This window comes from Streptomyces sulphureus DSM 40104, from assembly GCF_000381025.1.
Lineage (GTDB): Bacteria > Actinomycetota > Actinomycetes > Streptomycetales > Streptomycetaceae > Streptomyces > Streptomyces sulphureus.
Genome location: NZ_KB905813.1, coordinates 96,921 through 118,559 on the forward strand (window position 1 = coordinate 96,921; position 21,639 = coordinate 118,559).

23 protein-coding genes and 2 pseudogenes are annotated in these 21,639 nt (G+C 71.8%); 11 read left to right on the top strand and 14 right to left on the bottom strand.

Annotated features, from left to right (window positions below):
- The first annotated feature begins 80 nt into the window (after window positions 1-80).
- Complete coding sequence (locus F603_RS0100410) at window positions 81-731, top strand: TetR/AcrR family transcriptional regulator (protein WP_019544052.1); 651 nt, start codon at window positions 81-83, stop codon at window positions 729-731.
- Window positions 732-824: 93 nt separating this feature from the next.
- Here F603_RS0100410 and F603_RS0100415 read toward each other — a convergent pair whose 3' ends face one another.
- Window positions 825-2,180 (bottom strand): NsdA family TPR-like regulatory protein, encoded by a 1,356-nt coding sequence (locus F603_RS0100415; RefSeq protein WP_026328020.1) that lies wholly within the window; start codon window positions 2,178-2,180, stop codon window positions 825-827.
- A gap of 24 nt (window positions 2,181-2,204) precedes the next feature.
- Window positions 2,205-2,657: a hypothetical protein gene (locus F603_RS0100420; RefSeq protein WP_016905225.1), complete on the bottom strand. Its 453-nt coding sequence runs from the start codon at window positions 2,655-2,657 to the stop codon at window positions 2,205-2,207.
- A gap of 63 nt (window positions 2,658-2,720) precedes the next feature.
- Here F603_RS0100420 and F603_RS0100425 point away from each other — a divergent pair, with 63 nt between their 5' ends.
- On the top strand, window positions 2,721-3,236 hold the full coding sequence (locus F603_RS0100425) for a hypothetical protein (protein ID WP_026328022.1): 516 nt from the start codon (window positions 2,721-2,723) through the stop codon (window positions 3,234-3,236).
- A gap of 169 nt (window positions 3,237-3,405) precedes the next feature.
- Here F603_RS0100425 and F603_RS0100430 read toward each other — a convergent pair whose 3' ends face one another.
- Together F603_RS0100430 and F603_RS0100435 are read right to left on the bottom strand one after the other, a co-directional pair.
- Window positions 3,406-3,867: a MaoC family dehydratase gene (locus F603_RS0100430; protein ID WP_026328023.1), complete on the bottom strand. Its 462-nt coding sequence runs from the start codon at window positions 3,865-3,867 to the stop codon at window positions 3,406-3,408.
- A gap of 129 nt (window positions 3,868-3,996) precedes the next feature.
- Complete coding sequence (locus F603_RS0100435) at window positions 3,997-4,485, bottom strand: hypothetical protein (RefSeq protein WP_019544056.1); 489 nt, start codon at window positions 4,483-4,485, stop codon at window positions 3,997-3,999.
- Window positions 4,486-4,795: 310 nt separating this feature from the next.
- Between F603_RS0100435 and F603_RS0100440 the strand changes: the two genes are divergently transcribed.
- The 3 genes from F603_RS0100440 to F603_RS0100450 all read left to right on the top strand — a co-directional run bounded on the left by F603_RS0100440 (window position 4,796) and on the right by F603_RS0100450 (window position 7,403).
- On the top strand, window positions 4,796-5,575 hold the full coding sequence (locus F603_RS0100440; RefSeq protein ID WP_019544057.1) for an SDR family oxidoreductase: 780 nt from the start codon (window positions 4,796-4,798) through the stop codon (window positions 5,573-5,575).
- 104 nt (window positions 5,576-5,679) lie between these two features.
- On the top strand, window positions 5,680-6,342 hold the full coding sequence (locus F603_RS0100445; protein WP_019544058.1) for a TetR/AcrR family transcriptional regulator: 663 nt from the start codon (window positions 5,680-5,682) through the stop codon (window positions 6,340-6,342).
- A gap of 68 nt (window positions 6,343-6,410) precedes the next feature.
- On the top strand, window positions 6,411-7,403 hold the full coding sequence (locus F603_RS0100450; protein WP_019544059.1) for an NADPH:quinone oxidoreductase family protein: 993 nt from the start codon (window positions 6,411-6,413) through the stop codon (window positions 7,401-7,403).
- 37 nt (window positions 7,404-7,440) lie between these two features.
- Here F603_RS0100450 and F603_RS0100455 read toward each other — a convergent pair whose 3' ends face one another.
- Both F603_RS0100455 and F603_RS0100460 read right to left on the bottom strand, forming a co-directional pair.
- Window positions 7,441-8,661 (bottom strand): acyl-CoA dehydrogenase family protein, encoded by a 1,221-nt coding sequence (locus F603_RS0100455; protein ID WP_019544060.1) that lies wholly within the window; start codon window positions 8,659-8,661, stop codon window positions 7,441-7,443.
- 5 nt (window positions 8,662-8,666) lie between these two features.
- Window positions 8,667-9,689, bottom strand: coding sequence for a phosphotransferase family protein (locus tag F603_RS0100460; protein WP_019544061.1), 1,023 nt, complete (start codon window positions 9,687-9,689; stop codon window positions 8,667-8,669).
- 226 nt (window positions 9,690-9,915) lie between these two features.
- On the opposite strand from F603_RS0100460, the pseudogene F603_RS33705 reads away from it, so the two are divergent.
- Window positions 9,916-10,376 (top strand): annotated as a pseudogene (locus tag F603_RS33705) (Scr1 family TA system antitoxin-like transcriptional regulator); the annotation flags it as partial.
- A 126-nt stretch (window positions 10,377-10,502) separates the two neighbouring features.
- Here F603_RS33705 and F603_RS0100465 read toward each other — a convergent pair.
- The 3 genes from F603_RS0100465 to F603_RS0100475 form a co-directional block, all read right to left on the bottom strand.
- Complete coding sequence (locus F603_RS0100465) at window positions 10,503-10,802, bottom strand: DUF202 domain-containing protein (RefSeq protein WP_019544062.1); 300 nt, start codon at window positions 10,800-10,802, stop codon at window positions 10,503-10,505.
- A gap of 17 nt (window positions 10,803-10,819) precedes the next feature.
- Window positions 10,820-11,218 carry a YidH family protein gene (locus F603_RS0100470; RefSeq protein WP_019544063.1) on the bottom strand — a complete coding sequence of 133 codons (399 nt, stop codon included), beginning with the start codon at window positions 11,216-11,218 and terminating at the stop codon, window positions 10,820-10,822.
- 77 nt (window positions 11,219-11,295) lie between these two features.
- Window positions 11,296-11,835 (bottom strand): NUDIX domain-containing protein, encoded by a 540-nt coding sequence (locus tag F603_RS0100475; protein ID WP_019544064.1) that lies wholly within the window; start codon window positions 11,833-11,835, stop codon window positions 11,296-11,298.
- A 201-nt stretch (window positions 11,836-12,036) separates the two neighbouring features.
- On the opposite strand from F603_RS0100475, the gene F603_RS0100480 reads away from it, so the two are divergent.
- The 3 genes from F603_RS0100480 (at window position 12,037) to F603_RS0100490 (ending at window position 15,162) form a co-directional block, all read left to right on the top strand.
- On the top strand, window positions 12,037-12,963 hold the full coding sequence (locus F603_RS0100480) for a hypothetical protein (protein WP_019544065.1): 927 nt from the start codon (window positions 12,037-12,039) through the stop codon (window positions 12,961-12,963).
- A gap of 96 nt (window positions 12,964-13,059) precedes the next feature.
- Entirely contained in the window at window positions 13,060-14,631 is a 1,572-nt protein-coding gene (locus F603_RS0100485) for an APC family permease (RefSeq protein WP_019544066.1), read from the top strand.
- A 120-nt stretch (window positions 14,632-14,751) separates the two neighbouring features.
- Window positions 14,752-15,162 carry a VOC family protein gene (locus tag F603_RS0100490; protein WP_019544067.1) on the top strand — a complete coding sequence of 137 codons (411 nt, stop codon included), beginning with the start codon at window positions 14,752-14,754 and terminating at the stop codon, window positions 15,160-15,162.
- A 334-nt stretch (window positions 15,163-15,496) separates the two neighbouring features.
- Here F603_RS0100490 and F603_RS0100495 read toward each other — a convergent pair whose 3' ends face one another.
- Window positions 15,497-16,093, bottom strand: a complete 597-nt coding sequence (locus F603_RS0100495; RefSeq protein ID WP_026328025.1) for a TetR/AcrR family transcriptional regulator — start codon at window positions 16,091-16,093, stop codon at window positions 15,497-15,499.
- A gap of 110 nt (window positions 16,094-16,203) precedes the next feature.
- Here F603_RS0100495 and F603_RS0100500 point away from each other — a divergent pair, with 110 nt between their 5' ends.
- Window positions 16,204-17,409, top strand: a complete 1,206-nt coding sequence (locus F603_RS0100500; protein WP_019544069.1) for an alpha/beta hydrolase family protein — start codon at window positions 16,204-16,206, stop codon at window positions 17,407-17,409.
- 54 nt (window positions 17,410-17,463) lie between these two features.
- A pseudogene (locus F603_RS31320) lies at window positions 17,464-17,688 on the top strand (MmyB family transcriptional regulator); the annotation flags it as partial.
- Window positions 17,689-17,929: 241 nt separating this feature from the next.
- On the opposite strand, the gene F603_RS0100510 reads toward F603_RS31320, so the two are convergent.
- The 4 genes from F603_RS0100510 to F603_RS0100525 all read right to left on the bottom strand — a co-directional run bounded on the left by F603_RS0100510 (window position 17,930) and on the right by F603_RS0100525 (window position 21,513).
- Window positions 17,930-19,264 carry a sensor histidine kinase gene (locus F603_RS0100510; RefSeq protein WP_245600650.1) on the bottom strand — a complete coding sequence of 445 codons (1,335 nt, stop codon included), beginning with the start codon at window positions 19,262-19,264 and terminating at the stop codon, window positions 17,930-17,932.
- 163 nt (window positions 19,265-19,427) lie between these two features.
- A complete protein-coding gene (locus F603_RS0100515) occupies window positions 19,428-20,009 on the bottom strand; it encodes an LOG family protein (RefSeq protein WP_019544072.1) in 582 nt (193 codons plus the stop codon).
- A 463-nt stretch (window positions 20,010-20,472) separates the two neighbouring features.
- On the bottom strand, window positions 20,473-21,093 hold the full coding sequence (locus tag F603_RS0100520) for a mycothiol-dependent nitroreductase Rv2466c family protein (RefSeq protein WP_019544073.1): 621 nt from the start codon (window positions 21,091-21,093) through the stop codon (window positions 20,473-20,475).
- Window positions 21,094-21,138: 45 nt separating this feature from the next.
- Window positions 21,139-21,513: an RNA-binding S4 domain-containing protein gene (locus tag F603_RS0100525; RefSeq protein ID WP_019544074.1), complete on the bottom strand. Its 375-nt coding sequence runs from the start codon at window positions 21,511-21,513 to the stop codon at window positions 21,139-21,141.
- Window positions 21,514-21,639: the final 126 nt, after the last annotated feature.

Below are 21,639 nucleotides of genomic sequence, written 5' to 3' on the forward strand. Positions count from 1 at the left end.
GCCCCGCCCGTGCGGTAGGGATAAGCGGCTGCTCAGCGCTTCCGGGTAGGGTGTCGCTGCCGACGAGCAGGAGGCGGGAGATGGCAGTGCACGAGGAGCAGCGGGACGCCGGAGCACCGGGCGACGAAGCGCCCGGCGCCGACACCTCCTTCGCCTCGGTGACCCCCGACGCGGCGAGGCGCCTGCTGCTCGGCGCCGTCGAGGCGTTCGCCGAGCGCGGCTTCCACGCGACGACCACGCGCGACATCGCCTCACGCGCCGGCATGAGCCCCGCAGCGCTCTACATCCACTACCGCACCAAGGAGGAACTCCTCCACCAGATCAGCCGCGTCGGCCACGAGCGCTCCGTCGAGGTGCTCCGCGACGCCCTCGCCGTCGAAGGCGACTGCGCCGACCGGCTCGCCGCGGCCGTCGCCTCCTTCGTGCGCTGGCACGCCGAGAACCACACGACGGCCCGCGTCGTCCAGTACGAACTCGCCGCCCTCGGCGAGGAGCACTACGCCGAGATCCTCCAACTCCGCCGCCACAGCGAGGAGATGCTCCGCAACCTCCTCGAAGAGGGCGCCCGCACGGGCGAGTTCACGGTGACGGACCTGCGCGGCACCACCCGCGCCGTGATGTCCCTCTGCGTCGACGTGGCACGCTGGTACGGCCCGTCCACCCGGCGCGCACCGGAGGAGATCGGGGCCCTCCACGCGGAGTTGGTGCTGCGAATGGTGGGGCGGGGCTAGGGCGTCCTGGAGCGGTTTCACCAAGCCGTCCTGCGCTCGGCCGGGTTCCTTCCCCGGCCCTCAAACGGTCGATTCCCAGGCGCGGAAGGATCGCTACACGCCGAGTGCGTCGATCATGTGGTCGTCGAGCCTGGCGGCGAAGTCCTCGCGCCGCCACGGGCGCAGGTCCCGACGAGCCTGCCGCAGGCGGAGGAAGGCAACTCGCCCTCCGGTCGAAACCGCGGTGTCGACACAGTCGTGCAGAAGTGCCGCGGCCCCTTGCGGGTCGCCCATACGGATACGCGCGGCTGCCTGGTCGGTCAAAACGATTGCCCGCTGTACGCGCTCGCGAGAGGTGGACAGGGATGCTGCCGAACGTGCGAAGTAGGCATGGGCCTCGGAAGGATCGCCGGTGTACAGCGCCGTCACACCCTCGGAGCCGCGCAGATGAGCAGCCGAGAAGCCTGTCATCGACGACGACGGGTCGTCGTTGCGGCACCTGTCCAGGTCGTACCGGGCCAGCGACAGGGCAGCGTGCGCATGCCTTGCTCCGCCCGCCCGAGCGGCGAGTTCTGCTTGCAGCGCGTGCGCGCGTGCGCGAACGGTCACGCTCTCTCCCGCCTTCGCGTCACGCACCGCAGCGTCGACAAGGCGCTGCGCGGGGGCGAGACCGGGGGCTGAATACAGGGTGACGAGCGCGTGACTCATGTGCACCATCGCCCGCCGCCACGGCGCACCGACGGCACCGGCCGCCGTCGTGGCCGCTGCGTAGAAGGCGCGGGACGCTCCGTCGTCGCGCGTCTCGAAAGCGCACCGTGCGGCGAGGACGTACGCCTGTGCGGCGACCGAATTGAGGCCGGGGAGGAAGACGTCAGGTGGAGACGCGTCCTCGCCCAGCAGGCGACGGCAGGATTCGACGATCGGAGCGAGAAAGAGCTGAAGACGCACGAAGGGGACGGTGCCGACCTGCTCGTTGACGTCATGGACCGCGCAGTGCAGGGAGTCGATCAGGTCTTCGCTGACGCGCGAGGGGTCGGCGAGCGATGCTGCGAGCGCTGCTCGCGTGGTCGGTCCCAGCAGTCCGAGCAGTCCTCCGCCGTCGTCTGCCATGGTGCGGGTGAGCAGGATGCGCAGTTCACGGAGGCGTTGTTGGCTTTCACCGAGCTGTGCGAGAGCGTCGAGCAGCTCGGCGAAGTCAGAACCGGAGCCAAGGGCCACGTCTCCGTCGGCTCCGCGCGAGTACAGATGGGCGAGGAGGAGTTGGTATCGCTCACCTGGAAGGATCGGCGCAGTGGTGCTCTCCCAGCGTGCAACGGAGCGTTGCACGCTGGCCGGACTGGCGGACGGTGGCTGTCCGAGACGTTGCGCGGTGGCGGCGAGCGCTCGGGAGAGGTCGCGCAAAGACCAACCGCGCTGCTGCCTGATCCTCTTGAGCGTGTCAGCGCCGACAACTCTGTCGTGCAGACTCATTCCTGCATGGTGCCCGAATTCGACTCATACGGGAACGATCAGACGTGGCTTGCTCTGGTATGCACAGTAGTTGAGGGTTTGCCAAGTGCCCGAATTTCCCTCCGGCCCTTCGAGCGGGAAGCCGACCACCATGTCCGACCGATCGACCATCCATCGGTTCCGGGCATGGAAGGCCGGAGTTCGCAGCGGGTGGGCACCCAATTCCACGACGCCGTCGATCCGTCCGCAGCACCCCGCGATGGCTTGCCGCGCCTCCGCGGGTTGTTCTGCAATCGTTCCCGGGGCGACGATCGTGATCCTCCCCTCAGACTTCTCGGCCAGCCACAAGAGCGTGAGACTGTCGATGCCCTTGGCCCCGCCGATGTAGAAGTGCGCCCCCGAACGCGCAAAGGGCCCCAGGTACTTGGCGAAAAGGTCGGTGTACCAGGTGGGTTTTCGATGGCCGGTTCTGCGGGTGCCTGTGACGGTCAACTGCATGATCAACTCCGTGTCATACCTTGTCATATCCCGCGGTAGACGGTTCTGGGATGGGATCGGGACATGGATACGGATCCCGAACCCTCTCAGGCGCCTGCTCGCCCGGTACCAGGCACGGTCACGCACGAGGCGTCGCTGCCGATCGACTGGATTGGCTCGGCCAAGGGGAGCGTCAGCGATTCCTTGATGGCGTGGGCGAACGGCCGTCTTGCGGAGCTGCCGGTCGGCCTCGGCTGGGACGTCATGCGACTGCCGGGTCCGGAGGGCTGGGAGACGGTGCGGCAAGTAAGTGTGCAACAGGCGGCGTTGGGCCCTGTACTGCACACTCGGTGCGGCGTCGAGTTCTTCGTGCCGCCACGCTCGGCATCCGCCGGGGATCTGCCCCGAGCCGTGCTCCTCGGCGAGGGCGAGACCGTCGAGGTGCCGCCCCCGGATGTGGTCGCGCCGCGCACCTTCCGGGCGAGAACGTGGATCGTCCCGCCTCGTTGTCCGGGTGGCCTCACCGAGGCCCGTACCCTGTACGCCGCGTACGCCGCAGCCGTGGCGAAGGTCCGCGCGGTGCGGGAGCGTCCGCGGTGAGCACGATGACGCTCCGTGTCTCGTACGACGGCGGGCGCACGTGGACGCGTCGGCGCACCGTTCGGCCGCCCCGTAGCCCGGCTCTCACCGCGGTGTGGCCGCCGTGCAGATGCCCGCGCTGCCGGGCCCCGGGGCGCGGCGCACGTGAGCCGGACCGCCCGTAAGAGTCTCACCAGTAGTACACGGTCAACGTCTGCGCGATGCAGGCCGGCTTCTCCGCGCCCTCGCGCTCGACGACGACCGTCGCCGCCACCTGGAGGCCGCCGGCCTTCTCCGTCGCCGCGTCGAGGGTGACGCGGGCGCGCACCCGCGAGCCGACCGGTACCGGGCTGGGGAACCGCACCTTCTCGGCGCCGTAGTTGACGCCCATCCGCGCGCCGTCGACGCGGAGCGTCTGCGGCACCAGCAGGGGGAGCAGGGAGAGCGTCAGGTAGCCGTGGGCGATGGTGGAGCCGAACGGGCCCTGCGCGGCGCGCTCCGGGTCGACGTGAATCCACTGGTGGTCTCCGGTGGCCTCGGCGAAGAGGTCGATGCGCCGCTGGTCGATCCCGTGCCAGTCGCTGACGCCCAACTCCTCGCCGACCGCCGCTTTCAGCTCCTCGGCCGAGGTGAAGATCCGGGGTTCCGCCATCGGTACGACCTCCCACACGCGTGTTGACCGGAGCGCGAGCCAGGCACCTCGGCACCTGGGCTAAGCGCCCGCTCAGCATGGTGTGCGCTGCGGGCGGTGTCAACGTCGACGGTGTACGCCGGGCCGGTCTCAGCCCGACGCGACCATCGAACTCCGCGCCGCCCGGGGGGCGTTGAGCACCGACAGCGGGCAGTGCCCCTCCATCGCCGCGATGATCCGGCGGAGCGCCTCGGCGAGCCGCACCCCCTGGACCTGCTCGGCGTCCTCCCTGCGGAGCAGGGAGCGGCCGCCCCACGTGCGGCGGTGCCACTCGTCTAGGGCGGTGGGCTGCCGGATGCCTGCGCGTTTCTCCAGCCGCCTGCGTGCGGCGACTTCGGACTCGTACGCTAGCCAGACGGCACGCGCCTCCTCCAGCTCCTCCAGCGCCTGCACGAGCAGCACCGGGTCGGGGGTGCGGTCGTCGGGGCAGAAGCCGGCACGGGCGCAGAGATGGTGCCAGGTGGCGCGATGCCCGTAAGGGGCGAAGCGCTCCAGGCACTTGCGGAGGGCCTGGCGGCGTTGGGACGGCGCCCGGCCGGGGTCGCGGACTTGTTGGGCAAGGGCTCTGAAGCCAGCCATCTATCCCACCTCCGGGGGAGAGGACCCGACTCGTCGGAGATGTGACGTACCGACGTGCTGTTCGGCTCCCGCTCCGGTGCGTTCTGTGCAGCCCCCGTGAGTTGGCGGATTACCCGTTATGGAGCCCTGTATTCCCGAAGGGGTGAAATGCTCCCCCGGTGCGGGGAGCATGCGCCGGGCTCATGCGCCGTGTGACCGCCCGCACACCGCCGTCCCCGAGGGTTCCTCCGCTCCATACCGACTGGTTAGTCTGCCCGGGCACGGGAGCCGGGGCGGCGCGCCCGCGGCAGGCCAACGCGGGAGGAGACCCATGGAGTTCGCCGGCAGCGCGGTCGTCGTCACCGGTGCGGGAGGCGGGATAGGCGCGGCGCTCGCCCGCCGGTTCGCCGCCGAGGGCGCGCGGGTCGCCGTCAACGACCTCGATGCGGAGAAGGCCCGCGCCGTCGCAGGAGAGGTCGGCGGCGTCGCCGTCCCCGGGGACGCCGCCGAAGTGGTCGCGCCTGCACGGGAGATGCTCGGCGGGCGGATCGACACCTTCTGCGCCAACGCGGGCGTCGCGCCGCACGGCGGAGCCGAGGCACTGGACGAGGAGTGGGAGCGCGCCTGGCGCGTCAACTCCATGGCCCACGTGCGGGCGGCACGCGAGCTGCTGCCCGAGTGGCTGGAGCGCGGCAGCGGGAGGTTCGTCGCCACGGCCTCGGCGGCCGGGCTGCTGACGATGGTCGGCTCGGCCCCGTACAGCGTCACCAAGCACGCCGCCGTCGCCTTCGCCGAATGGCTCGCCGTCACCTACCGGCACCGCGGCGTCCGGGTCCACGCCCTCTGCCCCGAGGGGGTGCGCACCGACATGCTGGAGTCGGCGGGTCCCGTAGGACGGATGGTGCTCGCGCCGGGGGCCGTCGAGCCGGACCAGGTGGCCGACGCCGTCTTCGAGGCGTTCGCCGAGGACCGGTTCCTCGTCCTGCCGAGCCCGCGCACCGCCGAGCACTACGCGGCCCGCGCCACCTCCACCGACCGCTGGCTCGACGGCATGAACCGGATGCAGCGCAAGGTCGAGGAGCAGCTCTCCGGACCGCCGCCCGCCGGTTAGGGGCCCCGAACGCCGAGAGCGGCGCCGGCCGGTGGGAAGATCCCACGACGGCGATCGCCCCGGGAAGGACACGGGCGCAGGAGACGAGAGAGACGGTGACGGCGATGGCGAGGGCCGCGACGGCCGAAGCGGGCGGCACCCCGGAGCCCGCGGTAGAAGGGGGCGCGACCGGCGCCGGGACGGAGCGTGCCGCGCGTCCGGTGCCGCAGCGGTTGCTCGCCGAGGCGACGCGGCTCTTCGCCGAGCGGGGCTTCGACCGCACCTCCGTGCAGGAGATAGTCGAGGCCGCCGGCGTCACCAAGGGCGCCCTCTACCACTACTTCGGCTCCAAGGACGACCTCCTCCACGAGATCTACGGCCGCCTCCTCCGCCTCCAGCAGGACCGCCTCGACCTCTACGCGGCAGGCCCCGGCAGCGCGGGGGAGCGGCTGCGTACCGCCGCGGCCGACGTCGTCGTCACCACGCTGGAGAACCTCGACGACGCGATGATCTTCTTCCGCTCGATGCATCAGCTCACACACGAGAAGCAGAAGCAGGTGCGCGCGGAGCGGCGCCGCTACCACGAGCGGTTCCGCGCGCTCATCGAGGAGGGGCAGCGCAGCGGTGAGTTCGCCGCCGACGTGCAGCCCGACCTCGTCGTCGATTACCACTTCGGTGCGGTCCACCACCTCAGTAGCTGGTACCGGCCGCAGGGCCAGCTCGGGCCGCAGGAGGTCGCCGACCAGCTCGCCGAACTGCTCCTGCGAGCCCTGCGCCCCCGCACCTGAACCGCCGCGACCCGCGGCGGTCCCCACGCCGCGCGGCACCGTGAAGCACAGACCCCAGGGAGGCACCCGTGAAGGCATGGCGCGTCCACACCCCCGGTGAGCCGAGGCAGGCGATGCGGTACGAGGAGATACCCGAACCCGAGCCCGGTCCGGGGCAGTTGCTCGTGCGGGTCAGGGCCGCAGACGTCAACTTCCCCGATGCGCTGCTGTGCAGGGGCGAGTACCAGGTGCGGCCCGAGCCGCCGTTCACGCCGGGGATCGAGCTGTGCGGCGAGGTCGTCGCCAGGGGCGAAGACGTCGAGGATGCGCCGGCCGAGGGCAGCAGGGTGATCGGAACGCCTGTGCTCCCCGCGGGTGCGTTCGCGGAGTCGGTGCTGATGGACGCCTCCGCCGCGTTCCCCGCACCCGAGGGGCTCGACGACGCGGAGGCGGCGGCGCTCCACATCTCCTACCAGACCGGCTGGTTCGCGCTCCACCGCAGGGCGCGGCTCCAGAAGGGCGAGACGCTGCTGGTGCACGCCGCCGCAGGCGGGGTCGGCAGCGCCGCCGTGCAGTTGGGCCGGGCGGCGGGCGCGCGGGTGATCGGCGTCGTGGGCGGCGCCGAGAAGGCGGAAGTCGCCCGCGAGCTCGGCTGCGACGTCGTCGTCGACCGGCGCTCCGACGATCTCGCCGCCGCCGTGAAGGAGGCGACGGACGGGCGGGGCGCCGACGTCGTCTTCGACCCCGTGGGCGGCGACGCCTACACGCGTTCGACGAAGTGCATCGCCTTCGAGGGACGCATCGTCGTCGTCGGCTTCGCCAGCGGTGCCGTGCCCACCCCCGGGCTCAACCACGCGCTGGTGAAGAACTACACCATCATGGGGCTCCATTGGGGCCTCTACGCGAGGAAGGACCCGGCCTCGATCGGCGAGTGCCACCGGGAGTTGACGCGACTCGCGGGCGAGGGCGCCGTCCGGCCGCTGGTGAGCCGCCGGGTGCCGATGGACGAGGCCGCCGAGGCGGTGCAGAGCGTCTTCGACGGCGTGACGACGGGCCGTGTCGTGGTGCTCCCGCAGGGGTGAGGCGGCGCGGGCGGCGGTACGCCCGCGCCGCGGTGCCTCAGCCCGCCGTGTGCCGCTTGAGTTCGCGGCGGGCGAGGGAGCGCTGGTGCACCTCGTCCGGGCCGTCGGCGAGGCGCAACGTCCGTGCCGTCGCCCAGAGTTCTGCGAGCGGGTAGTCCTGGCTGACGCCGCCGGCGCCGTGGAGCTGCACCGCCCTGTCGAGGATGTCCACGACGGCGCGCGGCGTCGCGATCTTGATCGACTGGATCTCGGTGTGCGCCCCCCGGTTGCCGACGGTGTCCATCAACCAGGCGGTCTTGAGGACCAGCAGCCGCAACTGCTCGACCTGCACGCGCGCGTCGGCGATCCACTCGCGCACGACACCCTGCCGCGCCAGCGGAGCGCCGAAGCCGTTCCGCGTCTGCGCCCTGGTGCACATCAGCTCGATGGCGCGCTCGGCCATGCCGATCAGCCGCATGCAGTGGTGGATGCGGCCGGGGCCCAACCGGGCCTGGGCCATGGCGAATCCGCCGCCCTCCTCGCCGAGGAGATTGGCGGCCGGCACCCGGGCGCCGTCGAAGACGACCTCGGCGTGGCCTCCGTGGTAGTGGTCCTCGTAGCCGTAGACGGACATCGCGCGCCGCACCTGCACGCCGGGCGTGTCCCGCGGGACGAGCACCATCGACTGCTGGCGGCGCACGTCCCCGGCTTCCGGGCTGGTCTTCCCCATCACGATGAAGACCTTGCAGTCGGGGTTCATCGCCCCGGAGATGTACCACTTGCGGCCCGTGACGACGTACTCGCCGCCGTCGCGGACGATCCGCGTCTCGATGTTGGTGGCGTCGGAGGACGCGACGTCGGGCTCCGTCATCGCGAACGCCGAGCGGATCTCGCCGTCCAACAGCGGGCGCAGCCAGGCGCGTTGCTGCTCGGGAGTGCCGAAGGCGGCGAGCAGCTCCATGTTGCCGGTGTCGGGCGCGGCGCAGTTGAGGGCCGTGGGCGCCAACTTCGGGCTGCGGCCCGTCAGTTCGGCGAGCGGTGCGTACTGGAGGTTGGTGAGCCCCGCGCCGTGCTCGGCGTCGGGCAGGAAGAGGTTCCACAGGCCGAGGCCGCGGGCCCGCGTCTTGAGCTCCTCGACGACGGGAGGAGTCGTCCACGGCGAGTCCTGTGCGGCGCGCTGCTCCTCGGCGACCTGCTCTGCGGGGAGGACGTCCTTGGTGAGGAAGTCGCCGAGCAGGGCGCGGAGTTCCTCGGTGCGGGCGTCGTAGGCGAAGTCCATCGTGGTCAGTCCTTCCGCAGCGTGGCGAGGCCGTCGTGGATGAAGGCGGGTACCAGGTCGCCTATCCGGTCGAAGCCCGGGCCGACGGTCTGCCCGAGCGTGTAGCGGTAGTGGATGCCCTCCAGGATCACGGCGAGCTTGAAGTAGGCGAACGCCGTGTACCAGTTGATCCGCGTCACGTCGCGGCCGGAACCGGCGGCGTACCGTTCGACGAGTTCGGCGGAGGACGGGTGCCCCGGCGCGTCGCTCGTCGTGGCGACGGGGGAGTCGGGGAGCGCGGGGTGCTCGCTGTACATCGCCAGCAGGCCCAGGTCGGTGAGCGGGTCGCCGAGGGTGGACATCTCCCAGTCGAGGACGGCGGTGATCCGGTCGCCCTCGCCGACGAGGACGTTGTCGAGACGGAAGTCCCCGTGGACGACGGAGGGCGGGCCCGACTCGGGGAGGCGGGCCGCGAGCGACTCGTGGAGCGTGTCGACGCCTTCCAGTTCCCGGTTCTTCGAGGCGGCCAACTGCTTGCCCCAGCGCCGCAGTTGGCGTTCGAGGAACCCCTCGGGGCGACCGAAGTCGCCGAGGCCCACGCCCGCGGGGTCGACGGCGTGGAGGGAGACAAGAGTGTCGGGCAGCGCGAGCACCACGCCGCGGGTGCGCTCCGGGCCGAGCGGGGCCAGCTCCTCCGAGGTGCGGAAGGGGACGCCGTCGACCTGCTCCATGACGTAGAACGGGGCGCCCAGCACCTCCTCGTCCTCGCAGAGCAGCACGGTGCCGGGGACGGGGACCTCGGTGTCCCGGAGCGCGGTGATCACGCGGTACTCGCGGGCCATGTCGTGCGCGGTGGCGAGCACGTGGCCGAGCGGCGGACGCCGCACCACCCACCGCGTTTTGCCGTCGGTGACGCGGTAGGTGAGGTTGGAGCGCCCTCCCTGGACCACCTCGGCGGAGAGCGGGCCCTGCACGAGACCCGGCACCTCGCGCTCCAAGTGCGCTGCGAGCCGCTCCAGTTCGAGGCCCGGCGGATTCCCCTGTTTCACGGTGCGCGCTCCTTCGCGGCGGGTGCGGGTGACGATCCGATCATGCCGACTGGTCGGTATGAGGTCCAGAGGGGTGGGCGGAGACGGGCGCCACATGCGGGGTGGCTGGGTGCGGGTGCCGGGGTCCTTCAAGTAATCACGAGAGAAGGAAGGGTCGGGGTACGGAAAGGTCAACCGGAAAGAGTTGGACCCCGACGACAGCCCCGAAGCGGCGTACGGGGCTCGTATGCGCAGGATGCGGGGGAAACGGGGCCGGACGCAGGAGGGGTTGGCCGAGCGTCTGGCGCGTTCCAGTCAGCATATTGCGGCCGTGGGAACTTCCCGTAAGTCACCAACCCTCCCCTTCTCGCGCAAGCTCGACCGCGTCTTCGGGGTTGCCGCCACCGGGGAGTCGTTCGAGCGGGAATGGCGTGAGACGAGGAAGGGGTCTCGGAGTACGTGGGCTACGGGGGACGGGCGACCGAGGTCCGACTGTTCGAAATCGGAGTGATCCCGGGCCTGTTGCAGACCCCGCAGTACGCGGCTGTGGCCGAGAGCGAAGTGGCGCGGGGGACGATCACTGCTGAGCAAGGTCAAGAGCGGGTGGCGGTCGTCGAAGCGCGCCAGGCCGCGCTCGTTCGCCCGCCGCCGCCACTGATCTTCGCGGTGCTGGACGAGAGTTGCCTCGGTCGAGCTGTGGGCGGGCCCGTGCGTTCGCCGGCTTCGTCGGCGCCGTCCGGAGCGGGCGGCTCGGCGCTTAGCGGCGACTGCCTGTGCGCAACCCGCGCCGACCGCCCTCCGGCCACCTCGGATCAGACCTCTGAGGAGCCGACCTCACAACAGCAGCGCCCCCGCCACCACCAGCACCAGCGTGCACGCCACGGTGGCGCGGACCGCCCCCGCGGCCATCGGTACCGGCCCCTCGGCGCGGGCGAGGGCCCGGGTGCGGCGGTGTGCGGCGAGGAGGAGGGCGAGCCAGGCGAGGGCGGCGCAGGCCAGGGCGGTCGCCGCGGTCGGGGAGAGGTCGCCTTCGAGGGCCGTGCGGGCGCCGAGGGCGAGCGCCACCGCGTACGCCAACGTCGTGCGGCGCCAAGCCAGTCGGGTCCGCTCCGGCTGCGCGCCGGGGTCGCGCACACGGGCGCCCTCCGCCGTCACTGGCCGACCCCGCCGAGCACGACGGTCCCGATCACCAGGAGCGCCGCCACCGCCGTGGCCACCGCCAGCAGCACGGGGAACCGTGAGACGGGCAGGTCCTCGCCGCGGCGCATGGCGCGCTCGCACCGTACCCAGTGGTTGACGGCGCGGAAGGCGCAGAGCGCCGCACCGGCGAGGAGGACGACGGCGATCGTGGTGCGTGCGGGGGCGCTGAGCCCGGTGAGGAACTGGTCGACCGCGATGCCGCCGGCGACGAGCGCCAGGGAGGTGCGTATCCAGGCGAGGAAGGTCCGCTCGTTGGCGAGCGAGAAGCGGTAGTCGGGGGTGGTGCCTTCCGCCCGGAGCCGCTGCGGTGCGAACCACAGTCCGAGGGTGGCCAGAAGCCGGTGGATCATGCGTCGAGCCTATGCAATGCGCATCCGCCCGGCGGACTCGGGCCACCGGGCGCCGTCTCCGGGGCTGCGGTGGCGGGTCACTCCGCGTGCTGCGCGTGCCAGGCGTCGAGGCGCCGGTGGCACTCCAGGCCGTCGGGGACGACGTCCCACCGGGGAAGCAGCTCGGCCAACTCGTCGTCGGTGACGAAGGCGTGCCAGGCGACCTCTTCGGGCTGCGGGTGGACGGGCAGTGCGCAGACCACCTCGTAGACCGTGAGGAACCAGCCGTACTCGGGCGTCTCGAAGAGGAATTTCAGCCGCGGCTGCGGCACCGGGAGCCCCTGGACGCCGAGTTCCTCCTCGGCCTCCCTGAGCGCCGCGTCGTCGTAGCTCTCCCCGGCGCCCACGACACCGCCGACGACGAGGTCGTACCGGGAGGGGAAGATCAGCTTCTCCGGGGTGCGGCGGTGCACGAAGAGGCGGCCGTGCGGGTCGCGCACCCGGATCGCGACGGAGCGGTGGCGCAGTCGCTCGGCGTACGCCTCGCCGCGGGGGCGCTGCGTGAGTACGTTGTCGTGCGGGTCGACGATGTCGAGGAGTTCGTCGGAGGCACGGCCCGCGGGGTCCGGAGCGTTCATGGCGGCATCCAAGCAGGCGACGCGGACGGGCAGTGCGGCGCCCTCCCGTGTGGAGTTCTCGTGCAGATCCCTTCACCGGGAAGGGCGGGTCAACGGAGGTCACGAAGAGAGTTTTGGTTCCGAACGGACCGTTTTTGTAAGGGAGTTGATCGGATTCCTCTTGACGTGTCCCGGCTATGTCCGGTTGGGTGATCGCCGACCATGACTCCTCCACCCCCTCCCCTCATACCCCGGAAACCCCGCGACGCCCGGCACTTCGAACCAGCTCTCGACGACTCGGCGCTCGTCGACGCCAGAGCGGCCTTCGCGCAGGGACGGTGGACCGACGTCCGCACCCTGCTCCGGGGCGACGACGACCACGACAGCCGCGGCCACCGCCTCACCGTGCTCGCCGGGATTCCGTCCTCCGAGGCGTGGAGCCGCGAGTGGCTCACCACCGAACCGGACAGCGACGACGCGGCGTTGCTCCACGCCTGCACCCTCGCGCACCGCGCCGCCGAACGCGGGGGAGGGCTCTACGTACAGGCCAGGGAGGCGCTGGAGGAGGTGGCGCGGCGGCAGCCCGCCGACCCCTCGCCCTGGTTCGCGCTGCTGCTGCTCCTGCGCGCCGTCGGAACCCCCGAGGAATGCCGCGAGGTCTTCGACGCGGTCGCGGCCCGCCATCCCGAACACCACCACGCGCACCACCTGATGGTCGCCGCGCTCGCCGAAAAGGGTCCCGTCGTCCACGAGTTCGCCTCGCAAGCCGCCGAGCGCGCCCCCGCCGACAGCTCCCTCGCCCTCCTGCCGCTCGTCGCGCACGCCGAGCGGTACCGCGTCGCCGTCGCGCAGGGGCAGGCGGACGTCGACCCGTCGGCCGGGTTCTGGCACGGGCGGCAGGCCAAGTGGATCACCGAGCGCGCCTTCGGCTGGTGGCTGGAGTGGGGAGGCGAGAGCACGCACCCCAGGCGGCTCGTCGACCTCAACTTCCTCGCCTACGCGAAGTACCACGAGGGCCGTACGGCCGAGGCGGCCGCGCTCTTCCAGCGGATAGGCCGCATCGCCACCCGCGAGCCCTGGTCGTACTCGGGCGGCGACCCTTACCGCGCATTCCGCGCCGCACAACGGGCAGCCCTGGGCTCCGTCTGACCTGACCGGACGCGAACACGCGGCGGCACCCACCGCACCACCGCACGCACCCGCACCATCGGAAGCGACCCCACAGCCGAGAGGACACCGAGCGCCATGCTCACGGGCAGCAGCGAACCCACAGCGGGACCCGACGACATCAGCACCTACCGGGGCCACGACCCCGGCGCGCTGCGCGCCGGCCGGATCGGAACCGCTGGGCTGCTGCTCTCGGTCCTCGCCGCCACCGCACCGCTGATGGTGGTCGCCGGCGTGATGCCGACGACGTACGCGGTGATGGGGATCGTCGGGCAGCCGCTGCTCTACGTCATCCTCGGCGTGGTGATGGCGCTTTTCGCCGTCGGCTACGCGGAGATGAGCCGCCACGTCCACAACGCCGGTGCGTTCTACGCGTACATCGCGCGGGGGCTCGGCGGGATCGCGGGCTCGGCCGCCTCGTACGTCGCCTTCGCCGCCTACAGCGCGCTCCAGGTCGGCATCTTCGGGATCTTCGGCTACGAGGTGAGCGCGCTCTGCCAGCAGCACCTCGACGCCGAGGTCGCCTGGTGGGTCCCGGCGCTCGCCGCGGTGCTCGTCACGGCGGTGCTCGGCGCGCTCAAGATCGACCTCAACGCGAAGGTGCTCGGCGTCCTGCTCGTCATCGAGGCGCTCCTCGTCGTCGTCCTCGACATCGCCTTCGCCTCGGACCCCGGCCCGCAGGGCCTCTCGCTCCTCGCCTTCGACCCGGGGACGATCGCGGGGGCCGGACTCGGCACCGCGCTCTGCTTCACCATCGCCGGCTTCCTCGGCTTCGAGCAGGCCCCTGTCTACGCGGAGGAGACCAACAAGCCCCGGACGGTGGTCCGGAGGGTGATGTTCATGGCGCTCGCCATCGTCGCCGTCTTCTTCGCGCTCACCTCGTGGCTGGTGGGCGTCGCGGCAGGTCCCGACAACATCGTCGGGGAGGCGAGGGAGGAGAGCGCCGGCCTGATCTTCTCGCTGATCGACCCGCGGCTCGGCGGGGTCTTCACCGACCTGCTGCACGTCTTCTTCGTCACGGGGATCTTCGCCTCGATGCTCGCCTTCCACAACGTCGTCTCCCGCTACGCCTTCGCGATGGGGCGCGAGGGGCTGCTGCCGCGCGCGCTCGGCCGCGCCTCGGCGAGCACCGGGGCCCCGGCCTACGGCTCGCTGCTCCAGACGGTGCTCGCTTTCCTCGTCGTCACGGCCTTCGCCGTCACCGACGACAAGCCGGTCGGCGACCCGACCGCGGCGGTGCTCAACCTCTTCACATGGATGGGCAATCTGGGCGCGCTCGGTGTGATCCTGCTGATGGCGGTCACCTCGGTCGCGATCATCGCCTTCTTCGTGCGGCGGGGGGCGGCGGGCGCGCAGGGGTGGCGGCTCGTCTGCTCCGGGCTCGCCGCCGCCGGGCTCGCCACGATCTTCGTCTACGCGGTGAAGGACTTCGACGTGCTCATCGACGCGGGCGCCGGATCGGCCCTGAGCTGGGCCCTGCCGGGGCTGCTGCTCGTCGCCGCCGCGGTCGGCACCGTCGTCGGGCTGGCGCTGCGTTCCCGCAGCCCGGAGACCTTCGCGGGGATCGGGCAGGGCAACCAGGCGTTCCGCCTGGAGCGCGCCGCCGACGAGGAGGCCGCAGCACGGGCGCAGGACGGCGCGCGGGAGTGATCCGGGGACCGGCCCCGTCCGCCTTTGCGGGCGTGGGCCGGTCTCGGTTCCGCCAAGTGGTCCGCGTGCGCGGCTCGTTGGCGCCGCACCGGACAGTGCGCAGGCCCTAGGGTGTCGGGCATGGCCGTGACCTTCTTCGCCGTGACGCTCGACTGCCCGGACCCCGACCAACTGGCCCGCTTCTACCAGCGGTTCCTCGGCGGCCGGCGCGCCGTCTCGGACGAGGGGGACTTCGCCGTACTCGCCCCGTACGGCAGCGGCGTCCGTATCGACTTCCAGCAGTCCGCCAACCCGCAGCCGCCCCGCTGGCCCGACGAGGAAGCCCCGCGCCGCCACCACCTGGAATTCGCCGTCGACGAGGAGCTGGACGAGGTCGAGCAGCGACTCCGCTCCCTCGGCGCCGAGGTGCCTGCGCACCAGCCGGGCGGCGCACTCTTCCGGGTCTTCGTCGACCCCGCGGGCCACGCCTTCTGCGTGGCGCCGCGCGAACACACTTTGCTCAGAGGGGAGTTGCACGACTCGGCGGACTAGAGCCGGATCAGGCAGCGTCTGCCCTGTCCAGAAGGGCGCGTAGGCGGTGATCACCAGTGTGGTGGTTCCGCCGGATGACGAAGCGTCGGATCATGCTGCCCTGCTCCTTGCGGTCGGCGTGATCGTGACGCCGAGGGTGAGGCGCAGGACGGTGAACCGGGCCTCGACGCGGTTGAGAGCCAAAAGCCGCCGGCGGGTGCGTGGACGATCTCGGCGTCGTTCGCGGTGGCGCGAGTGCCGACCCGCCGGGCCTTGACGCTGCCTTCCGCGCCCGGCCACAGCCGTTCGAGCGGCATGGGCCGGGCCGCGGTTCCCCTGCCGTGGATCGGTTCGGCTATGCAGCCAAAGCGGCAACGACCTTGTCCGTCACGCGGGCGAAGAGGTCCGGGTCGGTGGGGGCCTGCCGGACAATGGTGGCCCAGTACAGCGGGCCCGCCAGGAAGTCGAGGCCGAGGTCCAGGTCGGTGTCGGCGGGCAAGTCGCCGCGTTCGACAGCCCGGCGCAGGATCGCACCGACCTTTTCGCGGCGCTCTTCGCCGATGCGTTCGCCCAGCGTGGCGGCGATGCCCGGGTGGTAGGCGCGGGCGGCTAGCAGGTCGGGCAGGATGCGGGAGACCAGCGGGTGGCGCAGTGCCTCGTCGGTCTGGGTGAGGTAGGCCAGTACGTCGCCACGCAGGCTGCCGGTGTCGGGGGTGTCGGCAGCGGCCACCGAGACCTGGACGATGAGGTCGACGGCCGTGGCCTCTTTGGACGGCCAGCGCCGGTAGATGGCCGCCTTGCCGGTGCCGGCGCGGCGGGCCACGGCTTCCAAGGACAGTTTCCCGTACCCGACTTCGGCGAGTTCCTCGAAGAAGGCGGTACGGAGCGCGTCGGTGACGGCGTCCTGCAGGACCGGGCCGCCCGGAGGGCGGGCTGTGGCTGATCGGCTCATGACCGGAAGCATACCCAAGACGGAACGGTTGCGTCTCGACTAATCGGCGAGTACGGTCCTCCTGAGTCGATACGGAACCGTTCCGTCTCGACAATTGACGGGAGACGGTCATGAAGTTCCTCTTCGACGACGAGTCCTTCGCTTTCGAGACCCTGCGCACCGCCTGCTTCGCCCCCTACGGAGGCGCCGATCTCGGGGAGATCGTCGTCACGGCCCGCGCCATCCCCGACGGCGACGAGGACGCCTGGTACCAGCAGTGGCGCGCCACGGCCGCCCGCGTCCACGCTCTGGGTGAGAAGGCGCTCGCCGTCGGCCACCGAGTGAGCGCTCGCGAAGCCCTGTTGAGGGCCTCGAACTACTACCGCACCGCCGAGTTCTACCTCCGCGACAACCCCTTCGACGATGACCGGGCCAAAGAGCTCTCACGCCTGGCACGCAGCACGTTCGCCACGGCCGCCACCCACCTGGACACCCCGGTCGAGCCAGTCTCGATCCCCTACGAGAACACGACCCTGCCCGGCTACCTCTTCCTGGTCGACGACTCCGCAACTCCACGCCCGACCGTCATATTCACCAGCGGATTCGACTCGATCCTGGAAGAGTCCTACTTTGCCGTCGCGGCGGCCGCCCTGCGCCGGGGCTACAACTGCCTCGCCTATGACGGCCCCGGGCAGGGCGCCGCCCTGCGCGAGCAGCGCCTGTTCTTCCGTCCCGACTGGGAAGCCGTCCTCACCCCTGTCGTCGACTACGCCCTCACCCGACCCGAGATCGACCCCGAGCGGATCGTGCTCCACGGCTACAGCTTCGGCGGCCACCTGATCGCCCGCGCCGCCGCTTTCGAGCACCGCGCCGCGGCCCTCGTGCTGGACGGTGGCATCTACAGCTACTACGACGCCACCACCCGCCTGGTCCCGCCGTGGCTGCTGCAGTGGACCCTGGACGGTCGCGACGAAGAAGTCGAGCAGGTCCTGTCGCTGGCCACGTCACACAGCACATCCCTGCGCTGGGCTCTGCGCAACGGCGTCTGGACCTTCGGCGCCGACTCCGCCCCCGATTACGTGCGCCGCTCCCGCTCCTACACCATTGAGGGCGTCGCGCAGCAGATCACCACCCGGGCCCTCATCTTCGACCCGGACAACGACTTCGCCTTCAACGGCGAACCGCTTCGCATGCACCAGGCCCTCAGGAGTCCGAGCACTCTGCTCACCCTTCCCGAGGCGGAAGGAGCCGGCGAGCACTGCAGCTACGGCGGGCGCTCCACCCTCCACCAGCACATGTACGACTGGCTCGACGAGACACTCCGAGCCCACGTCTAGTGTCCGTCAGGCAACGGTCGCCCCGGGCGATCTGTGTCGATGGCTTCGTAGAGGGGCGCTCACAGCGTCCGCCACCACGGCACCGGCACCGAACGCTTCCAGCACCACGCCGTCGGCGACCTGACCCTCGCCAACGAAGGCTTGGAGATGGCCGCCGAACCCGGACTCGCCCTCACCGTCTGCACCGCCGAACCCGGCACCCGCTCCGAAGAGGGGTTGCGGCTGCTCGCCGCCTGGGCCGCGACGCGTGAAGCCGACACGTCGGCGAGGCAACCGTGAACAGGCCGGCGGACGCTTCGTGCGCCGCCGCCCCCGGGACGCCGAGATGACCGCCGTGCGGTCCGCCCGCGTCCGACGGAAACGAACTCTTCGTGACAGCCCGCTCAGGCGAAGGGTTCCGGGAGTTGACCCGCACGGTGGTTACGGTCTGCCCAACCGCCGTATCGGCGGTCGGAGTTGACGGCCGGGACCCGGCGACACGGAAGGAGGTGCTGCTGTGCGCGCGGGGGACGCAGTCCGGCTACGCCCCCGAGGCCCCGTCGGCGCCCGCACCCGCGGTGACCGCAGCAGGCAGTTCGGCCTCCACCGCGAAGCCGCCGCCGCGGCGCTGTCCGGTCTCGATGGTGCCGCCCGCCAGCCGCACGCGTTCGCGCAGGCCGATCAGCCCGTGGCCGCCGCTCGGCAGCAGCGGCGCCCCGTCCGAGGCCGTCCCTGCGCCGGAGCGCTCGTCGGAGGGTGCGCTGTTGCGCACGCCGACCCGCACGGTCTCGCCGCGGTAGGCCACCGTCACCTCGGTCTCGGCGCCGGGTGCGTGCTTGTGCACGTTGGTCAGCGCCTCCTGGACGATCCGGTAGGCGGCGCGCTCGGTCGACTCGGGCAACCGGTGCGGCTCCCCGGCGGTACGCAGCTCCACCGGGAGCCCGGCGCTGCGCGAGGAGTCGACGAGTTCGGGCAGCCGGGCCAGTACGGCTTCGCCGCTCTCCGACCCGGTCTCGGCGGCGGGTTCGCGGTCCGTCTGCGGCGCCTGCGCGGAGACGGCACCCGTCTCCGCGGCCGGTGTGCGCTGCTCGTCCTCGCTTTGGGGGCGGCGCAGCACCCCGATCATCTCCCGCAGTTCGTCGAGGGCCTGCCGCCCGGCGGTGGCGATGGTCGTCGACGCCTGCTTGGCGGCGTCCGGGTCGCCCGAGACGTACTGGAGCGCGTTGGCGTGCACGACCATGAGGCTCACCCGGTGCGATACGACGTCGTGCATCTCGCCTGCGATCCGCCGCCGCTCTTCCGCCACGGCTGCGTCGGCGATCAGCGTCTGCTCGCGTTCCGCCCGCTCGGCCCGGTCCACCCAGGCGAGGAGCGCGACACGGCGCTCGCCCATGTACATGCCGAGCAGGAGCGGCGTCAGCACGGTGAGCAGAATGGCGAACCCCTGCTGACTCAGCAGCACTTGCGGCTCGTTCCAGAACGAAGTGTTGGACACCGAGACGGCGGCGAGGCTCACCAGCGCCGCGACCGCGACCACGCTGCGCCGGCGCGGGCCGCGGAAGGCGCCCTCCGCGTAGAGGGCGAAGAAGACGGTGAAGACGGAGACGTGCACGCTGTACGCGGCGAGGCCGATGGCGAGCACCACCTCGGGCGCACGCCGCCGGGCCAGCAGCGTCAACGCGACCGCGATCGCAACCGTGTGGTTGAGCCACGGCGGGAAAGGGCCGAGGTGCGGGTTGCTGAAACTCCCGAGCGCCGCGGCCCAGACAGCCAGCGCCGTAGCCAGGCAGTCGCCCATGACGGGGTGGCGTAGGAGGCGGCGCAGTCGCGCCCAACGCGCCGTCCGGCTCTCTCCTGCAAAGTTCCCCGAGCTCATCGGCCGAGCGTATACCGCGTCCGCGGGTGCCCTGCCGTCGGTCGTGCGCGGGCGTGCGCGCTCCTCTGCGGAGACCTCCGGACGCCAGAGCAGGCCTCGACGCCGACCGCCTCCCTGGTTCCGCCGCCCTCCCCGTGGCCCTCGTCACCTACCGAAGGGTGAGCTACCGCGCGCTCGCTCCGTGTGCGGGCTGCGGGGCGCTGCGCAGCCGCTCCTCCAACGCCTCCAGCAGTCCGGGCAGGTCGGGGGCGACGGCGAGGTCGTCCAGGGTGGACGGGGGGAGGAGGCCCGAGTCGGCGATACCGCGCAGGGCGTCGAGCGTGGGCGTCCAGAAACCTCCGGCGTCGAGGAAGCCGACGGGCTTGGCGTGGAAGCCCAGTTGGCGCCACGACCACACCTCGAAGACCTCCTCCAGCGTGCCGAGCCCGCCGGGCAGGGCGACGAAGGCGTCGGCGCGCTCGGCCATCATCGCCTTGCGCTCGTGCATCGAATCGCAGAGCAGCAGCTCCGTCACCCCCTCGTGCGCCCACTCCCGCTCGACCATGCTGCGCGGAATGACGCCGATGACCTCGCCACCCGCCTTCAGCGCGCCGTCCGCCATCTCGCCCATGAGCCCGCGGCACCCGCCGCCGTAGACGACGCCGATCCCGCGTCTGGCCAGCTCCTTGCCGACGCCGGCGGCCAGTGCGGCGTGGGCCGGGTCGTGCCCGTCGGACGAGGCGAGGAAGACGGCGAGACGGCGCATGAAGGTCTCCGGGGCGACGGGTGCGGGGTTCTTCGGTGTACCACGGGTTCTCTGTGAGGGCGGCTCGTGGGGCGGCTTACGGCCGTGCGCTGGGTGCACGGCGCATGGGCGTCGCGACGGCGCTCGTCCGGCAAGTGACGCGTCAGGCACGCCCGTTGGAGCAATGTTGCCGTCACGCGTCCGGACGGCGCGGGCGTCGGGCGGGCCGCCGTGACGGCTCGGTGCCGGCACCGGGGATGGCTGATCGCTGTCCCGCGCCCGGGCACGGTGCCGTGGGACGTGCTCCCCGAGTACGTGGTCGGTGCGACGGCCCCTGCCACTCGCCCGCCAAGTGCCGCTGCTGACGCGCGTGTTGGCACGCGCCATCCATCCGGACAGCCGCAGCATCGGTCGACCCCGCGACGCACCCGTCAACTGCCGCCCTCCGCAGGCACCTTGGCGACGTGCCCCTCATGCCCGCACATCAGCTCGCCCCGTGCACGTCCAACAACCCCGGGGAGCGGCGGAGTTCGAAGAAACCCGGGTACTCGGCCATCGCGAGCGTGCCGTCCCACAGCCGGCCGGCCGCCTCGCCCGACGGTGCGCTGGAGACGCACGGGCCGAAGAACGCCACGGTGCCCGCGCGTCGGCGGACGGCCACCACGGGCGTCCCCACGTCGCGTCCGACGAGGGCGACGGCCGCCTCGTGCGAGGCGCGCAGCGCCGCGTCGTAGCGGTCGCTCTCCGCAGCGGCGGCCAACTCGCCCGGCAGCCCGGCGTCTTCGAGCGCGTCCTCGAAGACACCGGCGCGGAACTCCTCACGCTCGTGCAGCCGCGAGCCCAGCGCGGTGTAGAAGCGGCCGAGCGCTTCCTCCCCGTACTCCTCCGCAACGCCCGCGGAGATCCGCACGGGGCGGAGGAGGTAGTCGTCCGTGTCTCCCTCGGGGTCCTCCTCGCGGTCCTCGTTGAGGAGGGTCAGGCTCATCACGTGCCAGTGCGGCGTGAGCGTCCTGACCTCGCAGGCGTGGAGCAGCCAGCGCGAAGTGAGCCAGGTGTAGGGGCAGGAAGGGTCGAACCAGAAGTCGACGTGGGTCGGTTGCGTCATGGTGCCGTCCTTCGCGTCCGTCGTTGCGGCCGCCCGCCGAAGCGGTCAGAGTCCGCGGAGGCGGTCCATCTCGCGCCTCTCCTTCTTCGTCGGCCGCCCGGCTCCCCGGTCGCGCCGCGGCGGCTGCGCCTGCTCCTCGCGGGGCGGGGGAGGCGGGCTGTTGTCCGTGAGGCAGCCGGCGGCGACCGTCGCGCTGACGCGCTTCTTCACCAGCCGCCTGACGACGACGATCCGCTCGCGCCCGGAGTGCCGCAGCCGCACCTCGTCGCCGGGCCTGACCGCGTGAGCTGCCTTCACCCGGTCCCCGTTGACGCGTACGTGCCCCGCGCGGCAGGCAGCGGAGGCGAGCGCGCGCGTCTTGGTCAGCCGTACGGACCAGATCCAACTGTCGACCCGTACCGAACCCTCCTCGGAAGCCATGTCCCCGACTCTAGCCGGGCACGCCGCCGCAGTGGAGCGGCTCCGTACCCGCGGCAGGGCGACCGGAGCCCGAGCCCGGAGCGCCGACGGGTGCTCTACTGGGGGCGGAAGGGCCGCAATGTCCGT

Coding starts and splice junctions, on each gene's coding strand:
- F603_RS0100410 (WP_019544052.1), top strand. CDS start 81: ATGGCAGTGCACGAGGAGCAGCGGGACGCCGGAGCACCGGGCGACGAA.
- F603_RS0100415 (WP_026328020.1), bottom strand. CDS start 2,180: ATGAGTCTGCACGACAGAGTTGTCGGCGCTGACACGCTCAAGAGGATC.
- F603_RS0100420 (WP_016905225.1), bottom strand. CDS start 2,657: ATGCAGTTGACCGTCACAGGCACCCGCAGAACCGGCCATCGAAAACCC.
- F603_RS0100425 (WP_026328022.1), top strand. CDS start 2,721: ATGGATACGGATCCCGAACCCTCTCAGGCGCCTGCTCGCCCGGTACCA.
- F603_RS0100430 (WP_026328023.1), bottom strand. CDS start 3,867: ATGGCGGAACCCCGGATCTTCACCTCGGCCGAGGAGCTGAAAGCGGCG.
- F603_RS0100435 (WP_019544056.1), bottom strand. CDS start 4,485: ATGGCTGGCTTCAGAGCCCTTGCCCAACAAGTCCGCGACCCCGGCCGG.
- F603_RS0100440 (WP_019544057.1), top strand. CDS start 4,796: ATGGAGTTCGCCGGCAGCGCGGTCGTCGTCACCGGTGCGGGAGGCGGG.
- F603_RS0100445 (WP_019544058.1), top strand. CDS start 5,680: ATGGCGAGGGCCGCGACGGCCGAAGCGGGCGGCACCCCGGAGCCCGCG.
- F603_RS0100455 (WP_019544060.1), bottom strand. CDS start 8,661: ATGGACTTCGCCTACGACGCCCGCACCGAGGAACTCCGCGCCCTGCTC.
- F603_RS0100470 (WP_019544063.1), bottom strand. CDS start 11,218: ATGATCCACCGGCTTCTGGCCACCCTCGGACTGTGGTTCGCACCGCAG.
- F603_RS0100475 (WP_019544064.1), bottom strand. CDS start 11,835: ATGAACGCTCCGGACCCCGCGGGCCGTGCCTCCGACGAACTCCTCGAC.
- F603_RS0100480 (WP_019544065.1), top strand. CDS start 12,037: ATGACTCCTCCACCCCCTCCCCTCATACCCCGGAAACCCCGCGACGCC.
- F603_RS0100485 (WP_019544066.1), top strand. CDS start 13,060: ATGCTCACGGGCAGCAGCGAACCCACAGCGGGACCCGACGACATCAGC.
- F603_RS0100490 (WP_019544067.1), top strand. CDS start 14,752: ATGGCCGTGACCTTCTTCGCCGTGACGCTCGACTGCCCGGACCCCGAC.
- F603_RS0100495 (WP_026328025.1), bottom strand. CDS start 16,093: ATGAGCCGATCAGCCACAGCCCGCCCTCCGGGCGGCCCGGTCCTGCAG.
- F603_RS0100500 (WP_019544069.1), top strand. CDS start 16,204: ATGAAGTTCCTCTTCGACGACGAGTCCTTCGCTTTCGAGACCCTGCGC.
- F603_RS0100510 (WP_245600650.1), bottom strand. CDS start 19,264: ATGAGCTCGGGGAACTTTGCAGGAGAGAGCCGGACGGCGCGTTGGGCG.
- F603_RS0100515 (WP_019544072.1), bottom strand. CDS start 20,009: ATGCGCCGTCTCGCCGTCTTCCTCGCCTCGTCCGACGGGCACGACCCG.
- F603_RS0100520 (WP_019544073.1), bottom strand. CDS start 21,093: ATGACGCAACCGACCCACGTCGACTTCTGGTTCGACCCTTCCTGCCCC.
- F603_RS0100525 (WP_019544074.1), bottom strand. CDS start 21,513: ATGGCTTCCGAGGAGGGTTCGGTACGGGTCGACAGTTGGATCTGGTCC.